The sequence below is a fragment of the Paucibacter sp. JuS9 genome (assembly GCF_044043925.2).
In the GTDB taxonomy this organism is placed as follows: Bacteria; Pseudomonadota; Gammaproteobacteria; order Burkholderiales; family Burkholderiaceae_C; genus JAUASW01.
In genome coordinates this window covers 3,487,561-3,505,053 of record NZ_CP194172.1, presented here as the reverse complement: position 1 = coordinate 3,505,053, position 17,493 = coordinate 3,487,561, and the positions used below count along the sequence as shown (strand labels likewise).

Annotated in this window: 14 protein-coding genes; 10 read left to right on the top strand and 4 right to left on the bottom strand. The window is 68.9% G+C overall.

Going from position 1 to position 17,493, the window contains the following annotated elements; genetic code table 11:
- Window positions 1–14: 14 nt before the first annotated feature.
- The gene (locus ABT392_RS15630; protein ID WP_395385363.1) at window positions 15–1,433 is read right to left on the bottom strand and encodes a hypothetical protein; all 1,419 of its coding nucleotides are present in this window, start codon (window positions 1,431–1,433) and stop codon (window positions 15–17) included.
- Between the two features lie 144 nt (window positions 1,434–1,577).
- Between ABT392_RS15630 and ABT392_RS15625 the strand changes: the two genes are divergently transcribed.
- The 3 genes from ABT392_RS15625 (at window position 1,578) to ABT392_RS15615 (ending at window position 4,428) form a co-directional block, all read left to right on the top strand.
- The gene (locus ABT392_RS15625) at window positions 1,578–2,450 is read left to right on the top strand and encodes a dioxygenase family protein (protein ID WP_395385364.1); all 873 of its coding nucleotides are present in this window, start codon (window positions 1,578–1,580) and stop codon (window positions 2,448–2,450) included.
- Window positions 2,451–2,512: 62 nt separating this feature from the next.
- Window positions 2,513–3,223 (top strand): response regulator transcription factor, encoded by a 711-nt coding sequence (locus tag ABT392_RS15620; RefSeq protein ID WP_334278284.1) that lies wholly within the window; start codon window positions 2,513–2,515, stop codon window positions 3,221–3,223.
- The gene (locus tag ABT392_RS15615; RefSeq protein ID WP_334278283.1) at window positions 3,214–4,428 is read left to right on the top strand and encodes a sensor histidine kinase; all 1,215 of its coding nucleotides are present in this window, start codon (window positions 3,214–3,216) and stop codon (window positions 4,426–4,428) included. The genes ABT392_RS15620 and ABT392_RS15615 overlap by 10 nt, the downstream gene beginning before the upstream one ends.
- 49 nt (window positions 4,429–4,477) lie before the next feature.
- Here ABT392_RS15615 and ABT392_RS15610 read toward each other — a convergent pair whose 3' ends face one another.
- Window positions 4,478–5,059: a LuxR C-terminal-related transcriptional regulator gene (locus tag ABT392_RS15610; protein WP_334278282.1), complete on the bottom strand. Its 582-nt coding sequence runs from the start codon at window positions 5,057–5,059 to the stop codon at window positions 4,478–4,480.
- Between the two features lie 98 nt (window positions 5,060–5,157).
- Between ABT392_RS15610 and ABT392_RS15605 the strand changes: the two genes are divergently transcribed.
- The 6 genes from ABT392_RS15605 (at window position 5,158) to ABT392_RS15580 (ending at window position 15,131) form a co-directional block, all read left to right on the top strand.
- Window positions 5,158–6,324: an acetyl-CoA acetyltransferase gene (locus tag ABT392_RS15605; protein ID WP_395385365.1), complete on the top strand. Its 1,167-nt coding sequence runs from the start codon at window positions 5,158–5,160 to the stop codon at window positions 6,322–6,324.
- A complete protein-coding gene (locus tag ABT392_RS15600) occupies window positions 6,321–7,844 on the top strand; it encodes an AMP-binding protein (RefSeq protein ID WP_464970814.1) in 1,524 nt (507 codons plus the stop codon). Before ABT392_RS15605 ends, ABT392_RS15600 begins: the two co-directional genes overlap by 4 nt.
- Window position 7,845: 1 nt before the next feature.
- On the top strand, window positions 7,846–8,631 hold the full coding sequence (locus tag ABT392_RS15595; protein ID WP_395385367.1) for a 3-hydroxybutyrate dehydrogenase: 786 nt from the start codon (window positions 7,846–7,848) through the stop codon (window positions 8,629–8,631).
- A gap of 240 nt (window positions 8,632–8,871) precedes the next feature.
- On the top strand, window positions 8,872–11,082 hold the full coding sequence (locus ABT392_RS15590) for a TonB-dependent receptor (RefSeq protein WP_334278278.1): 2,211 nt from the start codon (window positions 8,872–8,874) through the stop codon (window positions 11,080–11,082).
- Window positions 11,083–11,091: 9 nt separating this feature from the next.
- The gene (locus ABT392_RS15585) at window positions 11,092–11,943 is read left to right on the top strand and encodes an alpha/beta fold hydrolase (protein ID WP_334278277.1); all 852 of its coding nucleotides are present in this window, start codon (window positions 11,092–11,094) and stop codon (window positions 11,941–11,943) included.
- A gap of 230 nt (window positions 11,944–12,173) precedes the next feature.
- On the top strand, window positions 12,174–15,131 hold the full coding sequence (locus ABT392_RS15580) for an adenosylcobalamin-dependent ribonucleoside-diphosphate reductase (protein ID WP_334278276.1): 2,958 nt from the start codon (window positions 12,174–12,176) through the stop codon (window positions 15,129–15,131).
- Here the strand turns inward: ABT392_RS15580 and ABT392_RS15575 are convergent.
- A complete protein-coding gene (locus ABT392_RS15575) occupies window positions 15,110–15,955 on the bottom strand; it encodes a class I SAM-dependent methyltransferase (protein ID WP_334278275.1) in 846 nt (281 codons plus the stop codon). The genes ABT392_RS15580 and ABT392_RS15575 overlap by 22 nt on opposite strands.
- 8 nt (window positions 15,956–15,963) lie before the next feature.
- On the bottom strand, window positions 15,964–16,779 hold the full coding sequence (locus ABT392_RS15570; protein ID WP_334278274.1) for a class I SAM-dependent methyltransferase: 816 nt from the start codon (window positions 16,777–16,779) through the stop codon (window positions 15,964–15,966).
- A 177-nt stretch (window positions 16,780–16,956) separates the two neighbouring features.
- On the opposite strand from ABT392_RS15570, the gene ABT392_RS15565 reads away from it, so the two are divergent.
- Window positions 16,957–17,487 carry an OsmC family protein gene (locus ABT392_RS15565; RefSeq protein ID WP_334278273.1) on the top strand — a complete coding sequence of 177 codons (531 nt, stop codon included), beginning with the start codon at window positions 16,957–16,959 and terminating at the stop codon, window positions 17,485–17,487.
- Window positions 17,488–17,493 lie beyond the last annotated feature (6 nt).

The window sequence follows — 17,493 nt, the reverse complement described above, 5'->3', positions numbered from 1 at the left end:
GGACAAGGGCCTGCCTATTTCCAGGTGCAGCCCTTGCCACGGGCGGTGTCCAGCACCAGCGGCACCACGGCGAGGATGCCGGCCTGTTCATAGGCACGGCGGCAGTCGGCGCGCTTGGCGGCCTCGACCTCCTGCTCCAGCTTGGTCTTCTTGTCGGGCGGCACCGGCAGCACGTCCAGCATGCCCTTCACGCCCTGGCGGGCCAGGGGGCCGCCGGTGCGTGGCAGGCTCAGGTCCAGCCTGGGCGCGCTGGCACCGGGCGCCGGGGGCAGGGCCAGGTCGGCACCGACGCGGCTGCCGGCGTCCGGCGCGCCCACCGCCGGCGCGTTGCTGGCGCCGGGGCTGGTGACGGTGCGCTGCGGTGCTTCGCTGGCGCTTGGCGAGGTGCTGCCTGGTGAGATGCTGCTGGCGGGCGGGGCTGCCGGCGCTTGGCTTGCGGCTGTTGTCTGAGTCGGCTCGGGCCCGGGCTTGGGCGTGTCGGGCAAGGAGGGCAGCGTCGGCGCAGTGCTCGCTTGCACTGCCGTGGGCAGGCTGGGCAGCGGCTTGCTCGGCGTTTGCGGGGCCGCAGTCGCACTGATCGTGCCCACTGGCGTCGGCGCCTGGGGCAGGGCCGGCAGCACGGTGTCTGCGGTTTGCACGCGGTTGGGCAAGGCCGGCAGTGGCTTGGCGATCAGCGGATTGGCGGCGGCCTCGCTGTGCCTGGAGACTGGCTTGGGCGCGGTCGCCAGTTCGGGAATCGCGCTGGTGACGCTGGTGGCCGAAGGCAGGCTGCTGGGCAGGGCCTTCAGGGTCGAGGCTTCCGGCGGCGCCACTGCGCGGGTGCTGGGGCTCAGGCTGGGTGCGGTCACCGCGACCTCGGCGCTGGAGGGCAGGGCCGGCAGTTTCTGCAAGCTGCTTTGCGACACCGCGCTGACCTGGCCCCGCAGCTGCGGCTGCGGCGTGGGCGGCAGGGTGGGCGGCGCTGCGCTGTTGACGCTGAGACTGGCGGCGCCGAGCTTCTCGCTGGGCAGGGGCTGCAGCTGGCCGCCGGGCGCGGTATCTGCAATGCGGCTCAGCGTCTCTTCTTCGCGGTTTGGATTGGTCTGGCCGATGCGGGCCGCCCCGGGCGCGGCATCGGTGGCAGGCGCTTCGGTGCGCACCTTGCCGCCGATGCGCGGTGTCTTGTCCGTTGCGGCCTCGGCAAGCTGCTTGCTCGGCGCAGCCGGGCTGTCGCTGCCGTCGCGCTGCGGGCCGGGCTCGCCTCGCAGCGTCACATTGATGCGACCCCACATGCCTTCACCCGGCCGCGCCGAGCCGGGCGCCGAGCCCAGCCATGCCACCAGCAGGCCATGCATCAGCAAGGCCAGCAGCAGGCATTGCTCCAGCCGGGTCGGCGGGCGCGCGACCTGGGGCCAGGCAACGATGGGCGGTACTTGTCGCAGCGACAGGAGCACGGGTTTCAGGAGGGCTGACAGCGGATCAGGCCCTAGTGTCACGCATCGCGGGTGTGCCGGATGTCAATGCCGACACAAATCGGGCAAACGGTGGACAAGGGCGGGCGTTGCAATGGCGGCCAGGCATTCGAACAGGAGCAAGCGATGCAGCAGCCACCTCACCAAGATCACGACCTGGGCCTGGCCCACGACCTCGACCAGCTCATGCACCAGCGCCGCCGTGCCCTGGGTTGGCTGGCCGGCGCCGGTGTGCTGGGCCTGCTGGGCTGTGGCGGCGGCGGTGACTCCGCCGGCGGCAGCACCACCACGACCAGCAGCGGCTCGGGCACGGGAACGACTGGCGGTACGACCACCACACCGACCGGCAGCTGCAGCCTCATTCCCGAAGAAACCGCCGGCCCTTACCCCGGCGACGGCTCCAACAGCTCGGTCGGGGGCGTGGCCAATGCCTTGATGCTCAGCGGCATCCTGCGTTCCGACATCCGCACCAGCATCGCTGGCGCCAGCGGCACGGCGGGCGGCGTGCCTCTGACGATCACCCTGCGCCTGGTGAACACGAACAGCGCCTGCGCCGACCTCGCTGGCTATGCGATCTACCTCTGGCATTGCGACCGCGAAGGCCGCTATTCCATGTACTCCAGCGGCGTGACGGCGGAGAACTATCTGCGTGGCGTGCAGGTCACCGGCAGCGACGGCACGGTCACCTTCACCACCGTTTTCCCCGGTTGCTACGACGGCCGCATGCCGCACATGCATTTCGAGGTCTACCGCAGCAGTGCGGCGGCCACCTCGTTCTCGAACAAGCTGAAGACCTCGCAAGTGGCCTTCCCGACCGATGTCTGCTCCACCGTCTACAGCAGTGCCAGTGGCTACAGCGCCAGCGTCAGCAATCTTGCCCGCATCAGCTTTGCCAGCGACAACGTGTTCAGCGACGGCTACAGCACCCAGCTCGCCACGCTGACCGGCTCGGTCGCCGCCGGCTATGCGGCCACGCTGACGGTGGGCATCTCGGTGTGAGCCGCAGCATGGCGCCTGGGTTATCGTTTCCGGATTGCCCGCCGGGCACTTCGGAGAACGGCATGACCCGCGTGCTGGTGGTGGATGACGATGCCGAGATCCGCGGCTCCTTGCAGCAGTACCTGCAGGGCTTTGCCATGCAGGTGAGCATGGCTGCCGACGGCCGCGAGATGCGGCGCCAGATGAACAGTGCCAGCTTCGACGTGATCGTGCTCGACCTGATGCTGCCTGACGAGAACGGCCTTTCGCTGTGCCAATGGCTGCAACAGCAGCATCCGGAGAGTTCGGTGATCATGCTGACCGCCCAGGGCGACCCGATCAGCCGCGTGCTGGGCCTGGAGATGGGTGCGGACGACTACCTGGCCAAGCCCTTCGAGCCGCGCGAACTGGTGGCGCGGATCAACGCGGTGCGGCGCCGCCTGAACAAGGGCGAGCGCCTGGCCGAGTCCGAGCGCAGCCTGCAGTTCCAGGGCTGGCGCTTCGACCGGCTCTTGCGCCAGCTGGTCTCGCCGGCCGGCGTGGTGGTGGCGCTCTCGAGCGCCGAGTACCGCTTGCTGAATGCCTTTGTCGAGCGGCCCGGCCGGGTGCTGAGCCGCGAGCAATTGATCGAGATGAGCCGGGCGCCGGGCGTCGAGGTCAATGACCGCAGCATCGACCTGGCGGTTTCGCGCCTGCGCCAGAAGCTGGGCGATTCACCGAAGGAGCCGCGCCTGATACGCACGCTGCGGGGCGAGGGCTATCTATTTGACGTGCGGGTTTCCCCATGCGCCTGAGCTGGTTCACCGACACCCTGGCCAAGCGCCTCTTCCTCCTGATGTGGGCGGCGCTGGTGGGCAGCCATCTGCTGGCCTATGCGGCCGTGCGCCTGGTGCATCTCGACCAGCGCGACCAGCGTGACGAGCGCCGCATGGCCCCGGGCTCCTTGCCGACCTTCCCCTCGCTGCCGCCCACGCCGGGCGTTCCCGACGCGCGCTCTCCTGGCGGTGACCGACCAGCGCCTGCGCCGATGCGGGACGAACCCGGCCCGCCTGACGAGGGCGCCGATCTGCGGCCCGACATGGGCGGCACCGGCCCGCTGCCGCGCCGCAGCCCCGGCCTGCCCACCGAGGTGCTCTTGCTGGACTACGGCGTGCGCCTCCTGGTGATTGCGCTGGCCGCCTGGTGGGGCTCGCGCTGGCTCGCCGTGCCGGTGAAGAAGCTGGTGAAGGCCTCCGACGCCCTGGCCGCCAGCATCCGCAGCGGCCCTGATGCCGGTGGGGCGCCACCGCAACTGGACGAGCAGCGCGGCACCCGCGAGGTGCGGGAGGCTGCGCGAGTCTTCAACAGCATGGCCCTGCAACTGCGCCGCCAGTTCAGCCAGCGCGCGCTGATGGTGTCGGCCATTTCGCATGACCTGCGCACGCCCTTGACCCGGCTTCGCATGCGGCTCGAAACCATGGACTTGGCCGCCGAACCCCTACAGCGCTCGGTGACCGACATCCGCGAGATCAATGCCCTGGTGGACACGGTGCTCGAGGTGTTCCGCGGCGACAGCGGCGCGGCCGAGGCGCCGCAGGCCAGCGACGTGGCCGCGTTTCTGCAGTCGATGTGCGACGACCTGGCCGAGCAGGGCCAGGCCGTCACCTTTCAGGGCGAAAGCCTGGTCCGCGAGATCCAGCCGCAAGCCTTGCGCCGCGTGCTGGGCAACCTGATCGGCAATGCCTTGCGCTATGGCGGCCGCGCCGATGTGAGGCTGGTGCGCGACGAGCGCGGCGGCATGCGCATCAGCATCGAAGACAGCGGCCCCGGCATTGCACCGGCCCAGCTGGAGACGGTGTTCGAGCCCTTCTATCGTGTCGACGCTTCGCGCAACCGCCACACCGGCGGCATGGGCCTGGGCCTCTACATTGCGCGCGACCTGACGCAGCGCATGGGCGGCACGCTCACGCTCAGCAACCGCGAAGCTGGGGGCCTGCGAGCCGAAATCGTGCTGGCCTGATCGATCCGCATCCGTCGCGCGCTGGCCGGCCGCACAAGGTCGGGCGTTCCTAGACCAGGCCCATCAGGCGCGCCAGCATCTCGCTCGCGCTGCTGGCGCCGACCTTGCGGATGATGCGGGCCCGATGCCCCTCGACAGTCCGCGGGCTGATGCCCAGCACGCGGGCGATCTGCTTGCTGCTGGCGCCGGCCGCCAGCTGCCGCACGATCTCGCGCTCACGCACCGTGAGGTCGTTGGTCACGGCGCGGCGGGCCGAGATGTCCTCGAACATCCACACGGCGCAGGCGAACGGCGTGTCGCGCTGCAGCGATTGGCCGGAGGCATGGACCCAGAACAGCCGCCCGCTGCGGTGCTTCATGATGCGCTCGTCGCTGTAGCGGCCGGTGTCCTGCATCACGGCCAGGCCCTGGGCGCCGATTTGCTCGAATTCGTCGGGCGAGGGATAGAGCAGGGCCAGCGACTGGCCGGCCAGCTCGTCGCTCGCGTAGCCGAACATCTCGCCGAAGGCCTGGTTGCAACGGCGGATGCGACGGTCCTGCGAGACGCACAGGCCTACCGGCGCGAACTCGAATGCCAGGGCCAGCGTGTCGAGGTCCATGCCGTCGGGCGGCTCGGTCGGGTGGCGTGGCATCGGTAAGGGTCCTGACGTAGTTGTACGTGTTTCGCGCGGCGCTGCGATTTCTCAAAATCCGTCGGCGCCGATCGGGCGCGAAGCGCGGATTTGACACCATGGCAGTTTGCATCGTCGGCTGGTCGCACAGCCCCTTCGGGCGTCTGGACGCCCTGGACCTGGAATCACTGATCGGCACGGTGGCGCAGGGCGCGCTGGCCGACGCCGGCCTGGCTGGCGAGAAGGTCGACGGCGTCTGGCTCGGGCAGCTCAACGGCGGCTTCGTGCCCGAGATCTTCGCCTCCTCTCTGGTGATGCAGGCCGACCCAGGCCTGCGCTGGGCGCCGGCCACGCGGGTCGAGAACGCCTGCGCCTCCGGTGCCGCGGCGCTCTACGCCGCAGCGGATGCCATCGAGGCCGGCCGCGCCCGCATCGCGCTCGTGGTGGGTGCCGAGAAGATGACGGCGGTCAGCGGCGCGGAGACCACGCGCATCCTTGGCAATGCCTCCTATGTGCGCGAGGAGGCGGCGGCCGGGCTCACGTTCCCGGGCATCTTCGCGACGATGGCGCAGGCCTACTTCGAGCGCCATGGCGACCACGGCGCGACGCTGGCACGCATCGCGGCCAAGAACCATGCCAATGGCGTGCGCAACCCGTTCGCGCAGATGCGCAAGGACCTGGGCTTCGAGTTCTGCAACACGGTTTCCGACAAGAACCCGCTGATCGCTGCGCCGCTGCGCAAGACCGACTGCTCGCTGGTGTCCGATGGCGCGGCCGCCATCGTGCTTTGCCACGAGGCGCTGGCCGCCGACTTCCGCCGCGCAGTGCGCCTGCGCAGCCGTGCGCAGGTGAACGATTTCCTGCCGATGTCGCGCCGCGACGCCGTGAGCTTCGAGGGCCCGCGCCGCGCCTGGACTCAGGCGCTCTCGGCCGCACGCTGCGCGGTCGACGACTTGAGCTTCGCCGAGGTGCATGACTGCTTCACGATTGCCGAGCTGCTCAGCTACGAGGCCATGGGCCTGGCGCCGGCAGGGCAGGGCGCCCGGCTGCTCGAAGAGGGCGTGGTCATGCGCGACGGCCGGTTGCCGGTGAATGTGAGTGGCGGCCTCAAGGCCAAGGGGCATCCGATCGGAGCAACCGGCGTGTCCATGCACGTGCTGTCGGCGATGCAGCTGTGCGGCGAGGCCGGCGAGATGCAGCTGCCCGATCCGCAACTGGCTGGCGTGTTCAATATGGGCGGCTCGGCCGTGGCCAGCTATGTCAGCGTGCTGGAGCGTCTGAAGTGAATCTCGCCACCCTGCTCGAACGCGCGGCCGCGCTGCAACCGGCGCGGCCCGCGCTGCTGCTCGGCGCCGAGGTGCTGCACAACTACGCCGAGCTGGCCGACCGGGTGGCTCGGCTGGCGTGCGCGCTGCGCGAGTTGCACGGGCTGGCGCCGGGCGACCGGGTCGTGCTGTTCATGAGCAATGAACCGGCCTATCTGGAGCTGCTCTATGCCTGCTGGTGGGCCGGGCTGGCGGCTGTGCCGGTCAATGCCAAGCTGCATGCGCAGGAACTGGCCTACATCGTCGAGGACAGCGGTGCGCGGCTGGCCTGTATCAGCAGCACGTTCCGCGAAGAGGTGCGGGCGGCGTTGCCGTCGCTGAACCTGCTGGTGCCCGCCAGCACCGCCTACGCGGAGGCGCTACGGCAAGCGCCGCTGGCGCTGCAGCCGGTCGAGCCCGACGACCTTGCCTGGCTCTTCTACACCTCGGGCACGACCGGCAAGCCCAAGGGGGTGGTGCAGAGCCACCGCATGCTGCTGGCCATGACCGCCTGCTACTTCTCGGACGTGGACCCCAGCGTCTGCAGTGACGATGCCATCGTCTATGCCGCACCGATGTCGCATGGCGCCGGCCTCTACAACTTCGCCTTCGTGGCCCGGGCGGCCCGCCATGTGGTGCCGGTGTCGGAGGGTTTCGAGCCGGCCGAGCTGCTGGCGCTGGCGCGCGACGTGGGCCGGCTGTGCCTGTTCGCCGCGCCCACGATGGTGCGGCGCCTGGTGGACGAGGCCGAGCGCTGCGGCAGTGGCGGTACTGGCTTCAAGACCATCGTCTATGGTGGCGGCCCGATGTACCTGGAAGACATCCAGCGGGCGCTGCGTGTGATGGGGCCCTGTTTCGTGCAAATCTATGGCCAGGGCGAATTGCCGATGACGATCACTGCGCTGCCCAGCGAGGACCTGGCCGACGCCGCGCATCCGCAGTGGCTGGCCCGCGTCGCCTCGGTGGGGCGGGCACAGCTGCTGGTCGAGGTGCGTGTGGCCGACGCAGAAGGCCGGCCCCTGCAGGCCGGGCAGGTGGGCGAGGTGCTGGTGCGCGGCGAGACCGTGATGCAGCGGTACTGGCAGCGGCCGGAGGCCAGCGCCGCGGCGCTGCGCGACGGCTGGCTCTGGACCGGCGACATGGGCACCTTGGATGAGGCCGGCTACCTGACCTTGAAGGACCGCAGCAAGGACCTGATCATCAGCGGCGGCTCCAACATCTACCCCCGCGAGGTCGAGGAAGTGCTGCTGGCCGTGCCCGGCGTGCACGAGGTGGCCGTGGTCGGCCAGCCTGACCGCGAATGGGGCGAGATCGTGGTCGCCTTCGTCGTGGCTGAGGGCGGCGTGGATGCGGCCGCGCTCGACGCGCTGTGCCTGGCCCGCATCGCCCGCTTCAAGCGGCCCAAGCGCTACGAGTTCGTCGCGGCGCTGCCCAAGAACCATTACGGCAAGGTGCTGAAGACCACCTTGCGCGAACGACTCACACAAACACTGGAGACATGAGATGAGCCTGAAAGGCAAGACCGCCGTGGTAACCGGGGCGACGCAGGGCATTGGCCGCGCCATCGCGGAGCAACTGGCCGCCGCTGGCGCCGACGTGGTGCTGCACGGCATCGAGCCGCTGGCCGCCGGCCAGCAGATCGCCGCAGCGCTGGCCCAAGCCCACGGCGTGCGCGCCGCCTATGTGCCGGCCAATCTGGCCGATGCGCAAGCCGCTGCCGGCCTCGTGGCCGCGGCCACCGAGGCCTTGGCGCCGCCCGACATCCTCGTCAACAACGCTGGCATCCAGCACACCTGCGGCATTGCCGAATTCCCGGCCGAGCGCTGGGACGCAATCCTTGCGATCAACCTCTCCGCGGCCTTCCATGCGATGAAGGCTGCGGTGCCCGGCATGCGCGCCCGGGGCTGGGGCCGCATCGTCAACATCGCCTCGGTGCATGGCCTCGTGGCCTCGGTCAACAAGAGTGCCTACCTGGCCGCCAAGCATGGACTCGTGGGCTTGTCCAAGGGCGTGGCCCTGGAGACGGCGGCCGAGGGCGTCACGGTCAATTGCATCTGCCCTGGCTGGACCGACACCGCCATCATCCAGCCGCAGATCGATGCCCGCGCGGCGCAGCTCGGCGGCGACCGCCAGGCCGGCATCCGCGAGCTGCTGCGCGAGAAGCAACCCAACCTGACCCTGCTGCCCCCGTCGCGCATCGGCGACGTGGCGGTATTCCTCTGCAGCGAGGCGGCCGCCGGCATCACCGGCGTGGCCTTGCCCGTGGATGGAGGCTGGACAGCCCAGTGAAAGAGGCTGTCTGAATCCCAGGCATTGCCTGAATTCCAGGCAGTGCAGATCCACCGAAATCCGACCTGGCAGACACCGAAAGTGCCGGGTCCAGCCCCCGGCGTGGCTGCTTGCCTGGGCAGACGGCAAGGCCTCTAGTGGTTTGCACCAGGGTGGCGCATCCGGGCACAGCTTTTGCGCAGGGAGAACTGTCATGGCGCTTCAGACGCCAGTCGCTTTCAGATCAACAACGGAGACAACATGAGCATTCGTCCGTCCTCGATTTCCCCTTCCTCCCTCTGGCGTCTTTCGCCACTCGGCCTGGCCGCGGCCCTGGCCCTGAGCGGCGCAGCGCATGCGCAGCAGGCGGCTGCCGACAAGAAGCCGTCCGACGACAAGGCCAAGGCCGAGGTCACCACGCTGGACACCGTGACCGTGACCGCCCGCCGCCGCGAGGAGACGCTGAAGGACGTGCCCGTGGCCGTGACCGCGCTGTCGGCCACCGCGCTGGAAAGCAAGGACATCAAGAACCTCGGCGACCTGCAAGGCCAGGTGCCCAACCTGAGCGTCTATGCCGCGCGCGGCAGCAACACCACCTTGACCACCTTCATCCGCGGCGTCGGCCAGGCCGACCCGCTGTGGGGCGTGGACCCGGGCGTCGGCATCTATTTCGACGACGTGTTCATCGCGCGTCCGCAGGGCGCGCTGCTGGAAGTGTTTGACGTGCAGCGCATCGAAGTGCTGCGCGGCCCGCAAGGCACGCTGTACGGCAAGAACACCATCGGCGGCGCCGTCAAGTACGTCTCCAAGCCGCTGGAGGACAAGAACGGCGGCTCCATCGGCATGACCGTCGGCAGCTATGGCCAGATGAACGTGAAGGGCTCGGCCAACCTGAGCAGCGACAGCGGCGAGCTGCGCGGCCGCGTGGCCGTGGCCAGCCTGAAGCGCAATGGCTACGGCAAGAACCTGGCGGACGGCAGCGACGTCTCCAACCAGGACACGCAGGCCGGTCGTGTCTCGGTCGGCTACTTCCCGAAGAGCCTGCCGTTCACGCTGCAGGTCAGCGCCGACGAAACCCGCGACAAGTCCAATATGCGCGGCTTCCGTCGCCTCAATGCGAACCCGCCGCAGGTCAGCGACTTCGACATCAGCACGGCGATGGCGAACAAGAACCGCACCACCTCCAAGGGCAATTCGGTGACCGCCACCTGGAACCTGAGCGACGCCTGGGCGGCCAAGTTCATCACCGCGCAGCGCCAGTCTGACACGGCCACCGGCATCGACTTCGACGGCACGACGGCCAAGACCGCCGACGTGCTGGCCAACTACTCCGACAAGTCGCGCAGCAACGAACTGCAGTTCAGCTACGACGGCAACGGCAGCAACGGCGTGATCGGCTTCTACACCTTCGACGGCAACGCCGGCGGCCAGGTGCGCAACAACTTCTTCAACCTGCTGTTCGGCGACACCAACGGCCGCGTCTACACCAAGAGCGAAGCGGTCTATGCCGACTGGAGCTGGAAGCTCTCGCCGCGCCTGGGCGCCAGCGCCGGTGTGCGCTACACGCAGGAAGAGAAGCATGCCATCGTGCTGAACCGCAGCTACAGCAACGACAGCTTCACGACCGTGACGGCCACCAGCGCCGACTTCGACAAGACCCGCAAGGTCACGAACACCGCGCCCAAGATCGGCGTCGACTACAAGCTCAGCGACTCGACCAACCTGTACGCCAGCCTCTCGCGCGGCTTCAAGTCGGGCGGCTACAACGTGCGTGCCAACACGGCCGCAGTGCCCGCTTCCAGCAAGCCCTTCGAAGACGAAACGCTCGATTCGCTGGAATTCGGTTCCAAGATGAGCCTGGACGGCGGCCGCTTCGAGCTGAATGCAGCCGCGTTCATGAACAAGTACAAGAACGTGCAGCTGTCGGTGTTCACGTCCTACACGATGGCCAACGGCACGCAGGGCTTCTTCGGCGACTTCACCAACGCCGGCAAGGCCGACGTGAAGGGCCTCGAGCTCGAGTTCGCATGGCGGCCCGACCAGGTCTGGACCTTCAGCGGCAATGTCGCGACCACCGATGCCACGTACAAGGAGTACCTGGACCGTGGCGTCAACGTGGCCTCGACGAAGTGGTTCACCAACACGCCCAAGTTCAGCGCCGCCTTCAACATCGAAGCGAAGGCTGCCGCGCCCTGGGGCGGCCTGCTGCGCTCGCGCGTGGGGCTGAGCTACCGCACCAAGGTCTATCCGACGACGGACCTGAGCGAAGCCATCGCCCAGCGCGCCTACACCCTGGTCAATGCCGGCCTGGTGTGGGAGCGTGACCGCAACTGGACGTTCTCGCTGCAAGGCAACAACCTGACGAACCAGGCCTACCGCACCGACGGCTACAACATCCCCTCGCTGGGCGTGTTGAGCGGCTACTACGGCCCGCCGCGCGCGCTGTCGCTGTCGGCGACCTACAAGTTCTAAGGGCGCCGCATGCCCTATCTCGATCGCTATTACTCGAGCGACGACGGGCTGCGGCTGTATGCGCGTGACTACCCAGGGCCGGCACCGGACGCACCGGTCGTGCTGTGCCTGCCCGGGCTCACGCGCAACAGCAAGGACTTCGCCGCGCTGGCCGAAGTGCTGAGCACGCGCTACCGCGTGGTCTGCCCGGACCTGCGCGGCCGGGGCCACTCGCAGCGCGATGCCGACCCGACGCGCTACCGGCCCGACCGCTACTGCGTCGACATGCTGGGCCTGCTGGACCTCTTGCAACTGCCGCGTGTCAGCATCGTCGGCACCTCGCTGGGCGGGTTGATGGCAGTGATGCTGGCGGCCATGCAGCCGGCGCGCGTCCATGCCATCGTGCTGAACGACGTGGGCCCCGAGCTGGACCCGCGCGGCATTGCGCGCATCGCCGGCTATGTGGGCAAGCAGCATGAGCCTTGCAGCCTGAACGAGGCCATCGACCGCATTGCCGCGATCAACCGCGAGGCCTTCCCCGACTACGAGCGGGCGGACTGGCTGGCCATGGTGATGAACACCTGCATCATGGAGGGCGAGCAGGTCCTGCTGGACTACGACCCCACCATTTCGCAGGGCGTGGCCAACGGCAGTGCCGCGCCCAATCTGTGGCCGCTGTTCCAGCTGCTGGGCGCGCACCCGGTGCTGGCGATCCGCGGTGCGCTGTCCGACATCCTGGCACCCGCCACGCTGCAGGCCATGAGTGAGCGCCTGCCCACGCTGCAGGCCCTGGAGATTGCCGACCGCGGCCACGCGCCAACGCTGGACGAGGCGCTGGCCCGCCAGGCGATCCAGGACTTCCTGGATCGAAACAATCCCTGAAGCAAGCACGGAATTGCCCATCGGCAACTGTATGGATGTACAGTGGCGGAAAACTTTCCCCGGAAAGCTTTCCGCCACTTCCATTTGCAGTCCTTCTCTTGCACTGCGGGTCTTCTCACAGCCCTTGAGGAGGATCAGAGTTTCTTCGGTGGCGGAGCGTTCCGGCGGGTGCATGATGCTGTGCACCCGCCCTGAATCCATCCCGCCAATCGCAGCCGGAGTTCCGTCCCATGAGCAGTCCGCAGTTCCCCGCTTCCGCCACCCCGTCCTCTGAAATCGCCACCCTTCCCAAGCCCCGCGCCGATGCCGCCAGCCTGCCTGCGCAGGACATCAGCGCCGAGGTGCTGATCGAGAAATACGCCAAGGGCGAGGAGCTCGACATCGAGACGCTGCGCCTGCGCGTGGCGCGAGCCCTGGCGCAGGCGGAAGCGCCCGAGCAGCGCGCGCAGTGGGAGGCGAAGTTTGTCGAGGCGCAGCGGCGCGGTTTCGTGCCTGCGGGCCGCATCATGTCGGCCGCCGGCACCGAGCTCGCGGCCACGCTGATCAACTGCTTCGTCCAGCCGGTGGGCGACTCCATCGCCTCGCTGGAAGAAGGCCATCCCGGCATCTACACCGCGCTGACCGAAGCCGCCGAGACGATGCGCCGCGGCGGCGGTGTCGGCTACGACTTCTCGCGCATCCGTCCCAAGGGCGCCTGGGTCGGCGCCACGCGCTCCAGTGCCTCCGGCCCGGTCAGCTATATGCGGGTGTTCGACCGCAGCTGCGAAACGGTGGAGAGCGCCGGCGCGCGCCGCGGCGCGCAGATGGGCGTCCTGCGCTGCGACCATCCTGACATCGAGGAATTCATCCACGCCAAGGACCAGGGCGACCTGAAGAACTTCAACATCTCGGTCGGCGTGACCGATGTGTTCATGCAGGCCGTCGAGGCCGGCGGCGAGGTCGAGCTGGTGCACAAGGCCGAGCCGGGCCCCGCGCAGCGTGAAGGCGGTGCCTACCAGCGCAAGGACGGTTTGTGGGTCTACCGCCGCGTGCCCGCGCGAGCCCTGTGGGACCAGGTCATGCGCTCGACCTACGACCACGCCGAACCCGGCGTGCTCTTCCTGGACCGCATCAATGCCGACAACAACCTGCATTACTGCGAGTCGATCTCGGCGACGAATCCGTGCGCTGAACAACCCCTGCCCCCCTATGGCTGCTGCTGCCTCGGCTCCATCGACCTGACCCGCTTTGTCGAGCATGCGTTCGAAGACCAGGCAGTGTTCGACGAGGCCGGTTTCGCCGAGGTCTGCAAGCTCGCAGCGCGGATGCTCGACAACGTGCTCGACGTGACGCCCTGGCCCCTGCCTGCGCAGGCGAACGAGGCGCGCAACAAGCGCCGCGTGGGCCTCGGGTTCACCGGCCTGGGCGATGCGCTCGTCATGCTGAACCTGCGCTACGACACCGAGGCTGCCCGCAACATGGCGCGCCGTATCAGCGAGGTGATGCGCAACGCGGCCTATGAGGCCAGCGCCGACTTGGCCGCCGAGCGCGGCGCGTTCCCGCTCTTCAACGCCGACCTCTACCTGTCCGGCGGCAGCTTTGCCTCGCGCCTGCCGCAGGGCCTGAAAGACAAGATCCGCGCGCAAGGTCTGCGCAACTCTCACCTCTTGTCCATCGCGCCCACCGGCACCATCAGCCTGGCGTTTGCCGACAACGCGAGCAATGGCATCGAGCCGGCCTTCAGCTGGTTCTACACCCGCAAGAAGCGCATGCCCGACGGCGGCTTCAAGGAATATGCGGTGGAAGACCACGCCTGGCGCCTGTTCCGCCATCTGTATGGCGCCGACACGCCGCTGACGCCGGCCTTCGTCACCGCGCTGGAGCTCAGCGCGGCCGACCACGCATCGATGGTGGCTGCCGTGGCGCCCTACATCGACACGTCGATATCGAAGACGGTCAATGTGCCGGCCGACTATCCCTATGCCGATTTCCAGGACCTCTACACGCAAGCCTGGAAGAGCGGGCTGAAGGGCCTGGCCACCTATCGGCCGAACTCGGTGCTGGGTTCCATCCTGAGCGTCGAGCCTACGGCCGTGCCTGAACCGCTGCGCCCGGTCACCGATGTGGACGGCAGCAACCAGCGCCTGCGCGTCGAGCGCCTGCCCAAGGCGGTGATGGCCTCTTTGCGCTGGCCCAGCCGGCCCGAGCTGCCCGGTGGCAATCCGGCCTGGAGCTACATGATTCGCCATCCGCACGGCGACTTCGCGCTCTTCGTTGGAGAGCTGCCGGCCGAGGGGCCGGACGCCGGCCTGTTCGGCAAGAACCTGCCGTTCGAGGTGTGGGTGAACGGCGCCGAGCAGCCGCGTGGCTTGTCGGCCGTGGCCAAGACCTTGTCGATGGACCTGCGCACCAACGACGCCGCCTGGCTCAAGCTCAAGCTCGATGCCTTGACCACCGTGGCCGAGGAGCGTGCGTTCGAGATGCCGATGCCGCCGGGCGGCGAACCGCGCTTGTTCCCCGGCGTGGTTGCCGCCACCGCGGCCGTCATCCGCTGGCGTTGCGAGCAACTCGGCGCCCTGCAGGAGGGCGGCCCGACGCCGGTGATCGATGCCATGTTCAGCCGCGAGGAGCCGCGCACCGGCACCTCCGGCACCCTGGCCTGGGCGGTCGACGTCGACAACCCCGCCACCGGCGAGCAGTTCACGCTCACCTTGAAAGAGGTGAGCCTGCCCACGCCCGAAGGCGGCCAGGTCACGCGGCCCTGCGCCATGGGTTTCTCGGGCAACTATCCGAAGGCGCTGGACGGCATGGCGCGTTTGCTGAGCCTGGACATGCGCGTGATGGACCCGGCCTGGATTGGCATGAAGCTGCGCAAGCTCCTGAACGTGGGCGAGCCGCTGGGCCACTTCATGGCGCCGGTGCCCAACCTTTCAGGGGAGCGCCGCCAGCAGGTCTGGCCTTCCACCGTGGCCTATGTGGCACGGCTCATCATTCACCGCTATGCCATGCTCGGCGTGCTGGATGAGCAGGGCCTGCCCCTCGTGGAGATGGGCCTCTTGCAGGCACCGATCATCAGCGACAAGGCGGCCGCCGCCACCGTGCGGCCACAAGCCGGCAAGCCCTGCCCGGAGTGCGGCAACTCGACCATGATCCACAAGGACGGCTGTGACTTCTGCACCGCATGTGGCTACGTGGGGCAGTGCGGATGAGGCAGCGGTTTTTGCGCTGCGACGATCATGTATTGCGCCGGCACCTGGTAGCCGCCTTGGGCGTCTTGCCATGGCGCCAGGGCCTGCAGATAGCGGGCCTGGACGCGCTCTCGCACCGTGGTGTCGAAGCGCGACCAGGCCAGTGCCACGGGCCCACCGGCAAATGCCGCAGCGCAAGCCGCATCGCCGTCACGATAGTCCAGTGAGTCGCGGCGCCGCCTTTGCAGGCTGACGAGCAGACCGGCCGACGCGCATTCGCGGGCCAGCGCATCGCCCTGGCCGAGGCCGAAGAACAGCGGGCAGACCTCGCTCTGCACCTCGGCGTCGACGATGCCGAACAGCGGCGCCCAGCCACAGCTGGCGCGTTCCCCCCAGACGGCGAGCACCGCCCGGCCGCCAGGGCGCAGCACGCGATACAGCTCGCGCAAGGCGGCCTGCGGGTTGGGCACATACATCAGCCCCAGTGAGCACAACGCCAGGTCGAAACTGGAATCGGGCAGGGCGAGTTGCTGGGCATCCATGCGCGCAAAGCGAGCCTGGCTGCAACCTGACTCCTCGGCGTGCCGCCGGGCGGACTGCACCATCGTTTCGGACAGATCGACACCGAGCACCCGACCGGCCAGCCCGACGGTCAGCGCGGCCGTTGTTGCCATGAGGCCCGGGCCGCAGGCCACGTCGAGCACCGCCTCGCCGAGCATGGGTGCGGCCAGCGCCATCAACTGCTGCTGCAAGCCGGCCAGCGGGCCGTGCCAATGGCGCGCATAGGCTGGCGCCGCCCGGTCCCAGCCATAGCGCTGGATGCGGCCTTGCAGGCGCTCGTCCATGGCCTCGTTCACGCCCGAGTGACGACCACTTCCAGGTATTCCGAAGGCACGACCAGGGACCCCGGGCCGCCGCGGTTGAGGTTTTCGAGCAGCTCGGCCATCTCGGCAGCCAGGGCCTCGGCCTTCTCGGGCGTCTGGGCGGCGAAGGCCTTGTGCACCGGTCCGTACCAGTTGCGGAACACCTCGACAAAGTGTGCCGCCGAGCGGTAGCGGAAGACGAAGTCGCGGGGCGTGATCTGCAGCTTTGCGGCCTTGTCGCCGAACAGCTCGCGCAGATGGGCCTCGGTGCCCCACAGCCCAGGCGGCTGCACGCCGGCCGGTGGCGGCACGTAGCGGCCCAGCAGCTTGAACAGGCGGCCGACCATGCTGTCAGGTGTCCAGTTGGCCAGGCCGATGCGCCCCCCCGGGCGGACCACGCGGGTCATCTCGCTGGCGGACTTGGCATGGTCGGGGGTGAACATCACGCCGAAGGTCGAGAGCACCGCATCGAAGCTGGCGTCGGCAAAGGGCAGGGCCTCGGCATCGGCGGTCTGGAAGGTCACGGCGAGGCGCTCGGCGCGCGCACGCTCGGCGCCGCGCTCCAGCAGGGTGCCGACATAGTCGGTCGATGTGACGAGGCAGCCGCGCCGTGCAGCCGCGAGCGTCGCATTGCCGTTGCCGGCCGCCACGTCGAGCACGCGCTCGTCGGTGCGCAGGTCCACGGCCTCGGCCAGCATCTCGCCGACGATCTGCAGCGTGGTGCCGATGATTGCGTAGTCGCCGCTGCCCCAGGCAGCTTGCTGGCGGGTCTTGACGGCGGCAAGGTCGATGACTGCGGTGTTCATGCGGTTCTCCCGAGGTGAGGATGGGTGCGCCACTGTCGCTGCGCGGCCGACCCGCCGTCCTGCCTGATCGTCGGCGGCTCCTGACCGAGCGTCCGTATTGCGATCAGTCGGCGGCGGCTCTGGCGCACCGACGGGCTCGGCTGCAGAATCGCCGCACGCATCTGAAGGGAGCACGCCATGAGCATGGAACGGATAGCCACAGCTCTCGACAGAGTCAGCGCCGCCTTGCGTCGCAAGCCTCAGGCCGGCATTCATGACGATGCGGCCGCCACCGCGCGCTGGGACGGCGGCCTGCGCACCCGCGTGCTGCACGACGCCGGCCATGAGCTGCTGACCGACATGCCCGCCGAGATCGGCGGCGAAGACGGCGCACCGACGCCCGGCTGGTTCATGCGTGCGGGTCTGGCCTCCTGCGCCGTGACCCGCATCGCGATGGCCGCCGCCGCCGAGGGCATCCGGCTGGAGACGCTGGAGGCGCGCGCAAGCAGCCGCTCCGATACGCGCGGCATGCTGCTCATTCCCGAGGCCGACGGCAGCGCGGTGCCGGCGCAGCCGCTGGAGATCGCCCTGCATGTGCGCATCGGTGCGCCCGGCGTGCCTGCCGAACGGCTGCGCACCCTGGTTGAATGGACGGCCCGCTGCTCGCCGGTGGGCTGCACCGTCGAGCAGCCCATGCCGCTGGCGCTGCACGTGGACGTGGCGAGCTGAGCGGGC

What these genes read in the sequence shown, in the direction of transcription:
- ABT392_RS15625 (WP_395385364.1), top strand. Translation starts at nt 1,578, where the DNA reads ATGCAGCAGCCACCTCACCAAGATCACGACCTGGGCCTGGCCCACGAC.
- ABT392_RS15620 (WP_334278284.1), top strand. Translation starts at nt 2,513, where the DNA reads ATGACCCGCGTGCTGGTGGTGGATGACGATGCCGAGATCCGCGGCTCC.
- ABT392_RS15615 (WP_334278283.1), top strand. Translation starts at nt 3,214, where the DNA reads ATGCGCCTGAGCTGGTTCACCGACACCCTGGCCAAGCGCCTCTTCCTC.
- ABT392_RS15610 (WP_334278282.1), bottom strand. Translation starts at nt 5,059, where the DNA reads ATGCCACGCCACCCGACCGAGCCGCCCGACGGCATGGACCTCGACACG.
- ABT392_RS15605 (WP_395385365.1), top strand. Translation starts at nt 5,158, where the DNA reads ATGGCAGTTTGCATCGTCGGCTGGTCGCACAGCCCCTTCGGGCGTCTG.
- ABT392_RS15595 (WP_395385367.1), top strand. Translation starts at nt 7,846, where the DNA reads ATGAGCCTGAAAGGCAAGACCGCCGTGGTAACCGGGGCGACGCAGGGC.
- ABT392_RS15590 (WP_334278278.1), top strand. Translation starts at nt 8,872, where the DNA reads ATGAGCATTCGTCCGTCCTCGATTTCCCCTTCCTCCCTCTGGCGTCTT.
- ABT392_RS15585 (WP_334278277.1), top strand. Translation starts at nt 11,092, where the DNA reads ATGCCCTATCTCGATCGCTATTACTCGAGCGACGACGGGCTGCGGCTG.
- ABT392_RS15580 (WP_334278276.1), top strand. Translation starts at nt 12,174, where the DNA reads ATGAGCAGTCCGCAGTTCCCCGCTTCCGCCACCCCGTCCTCTGAAATC.
- ABT392_RS15575 (WP_334278275.1), bottom strand. Translation starts at nt 15,955, where the DNA reads ATGGACGAGCGCCTGCAAGGCCGCATCCAGCGCTATGGCTGGGACCGG.
- ABT392_RS15570 (WP_334278274.1), bottom strand. Translation starts at nt 16,779, where the DNA reads ATGAACACCGCAGTCATCGACCTTGCCGCCGTCAAGACCCGCCAGCAA.
- ABT392_RS15565 (WP_334278273.1), top strand. Translation starts at nt 16,957, where the DNA reads ATGAGCATGGAACGGATAGCCACAGCTCTCGACAGAGTCAGCGCCGCC.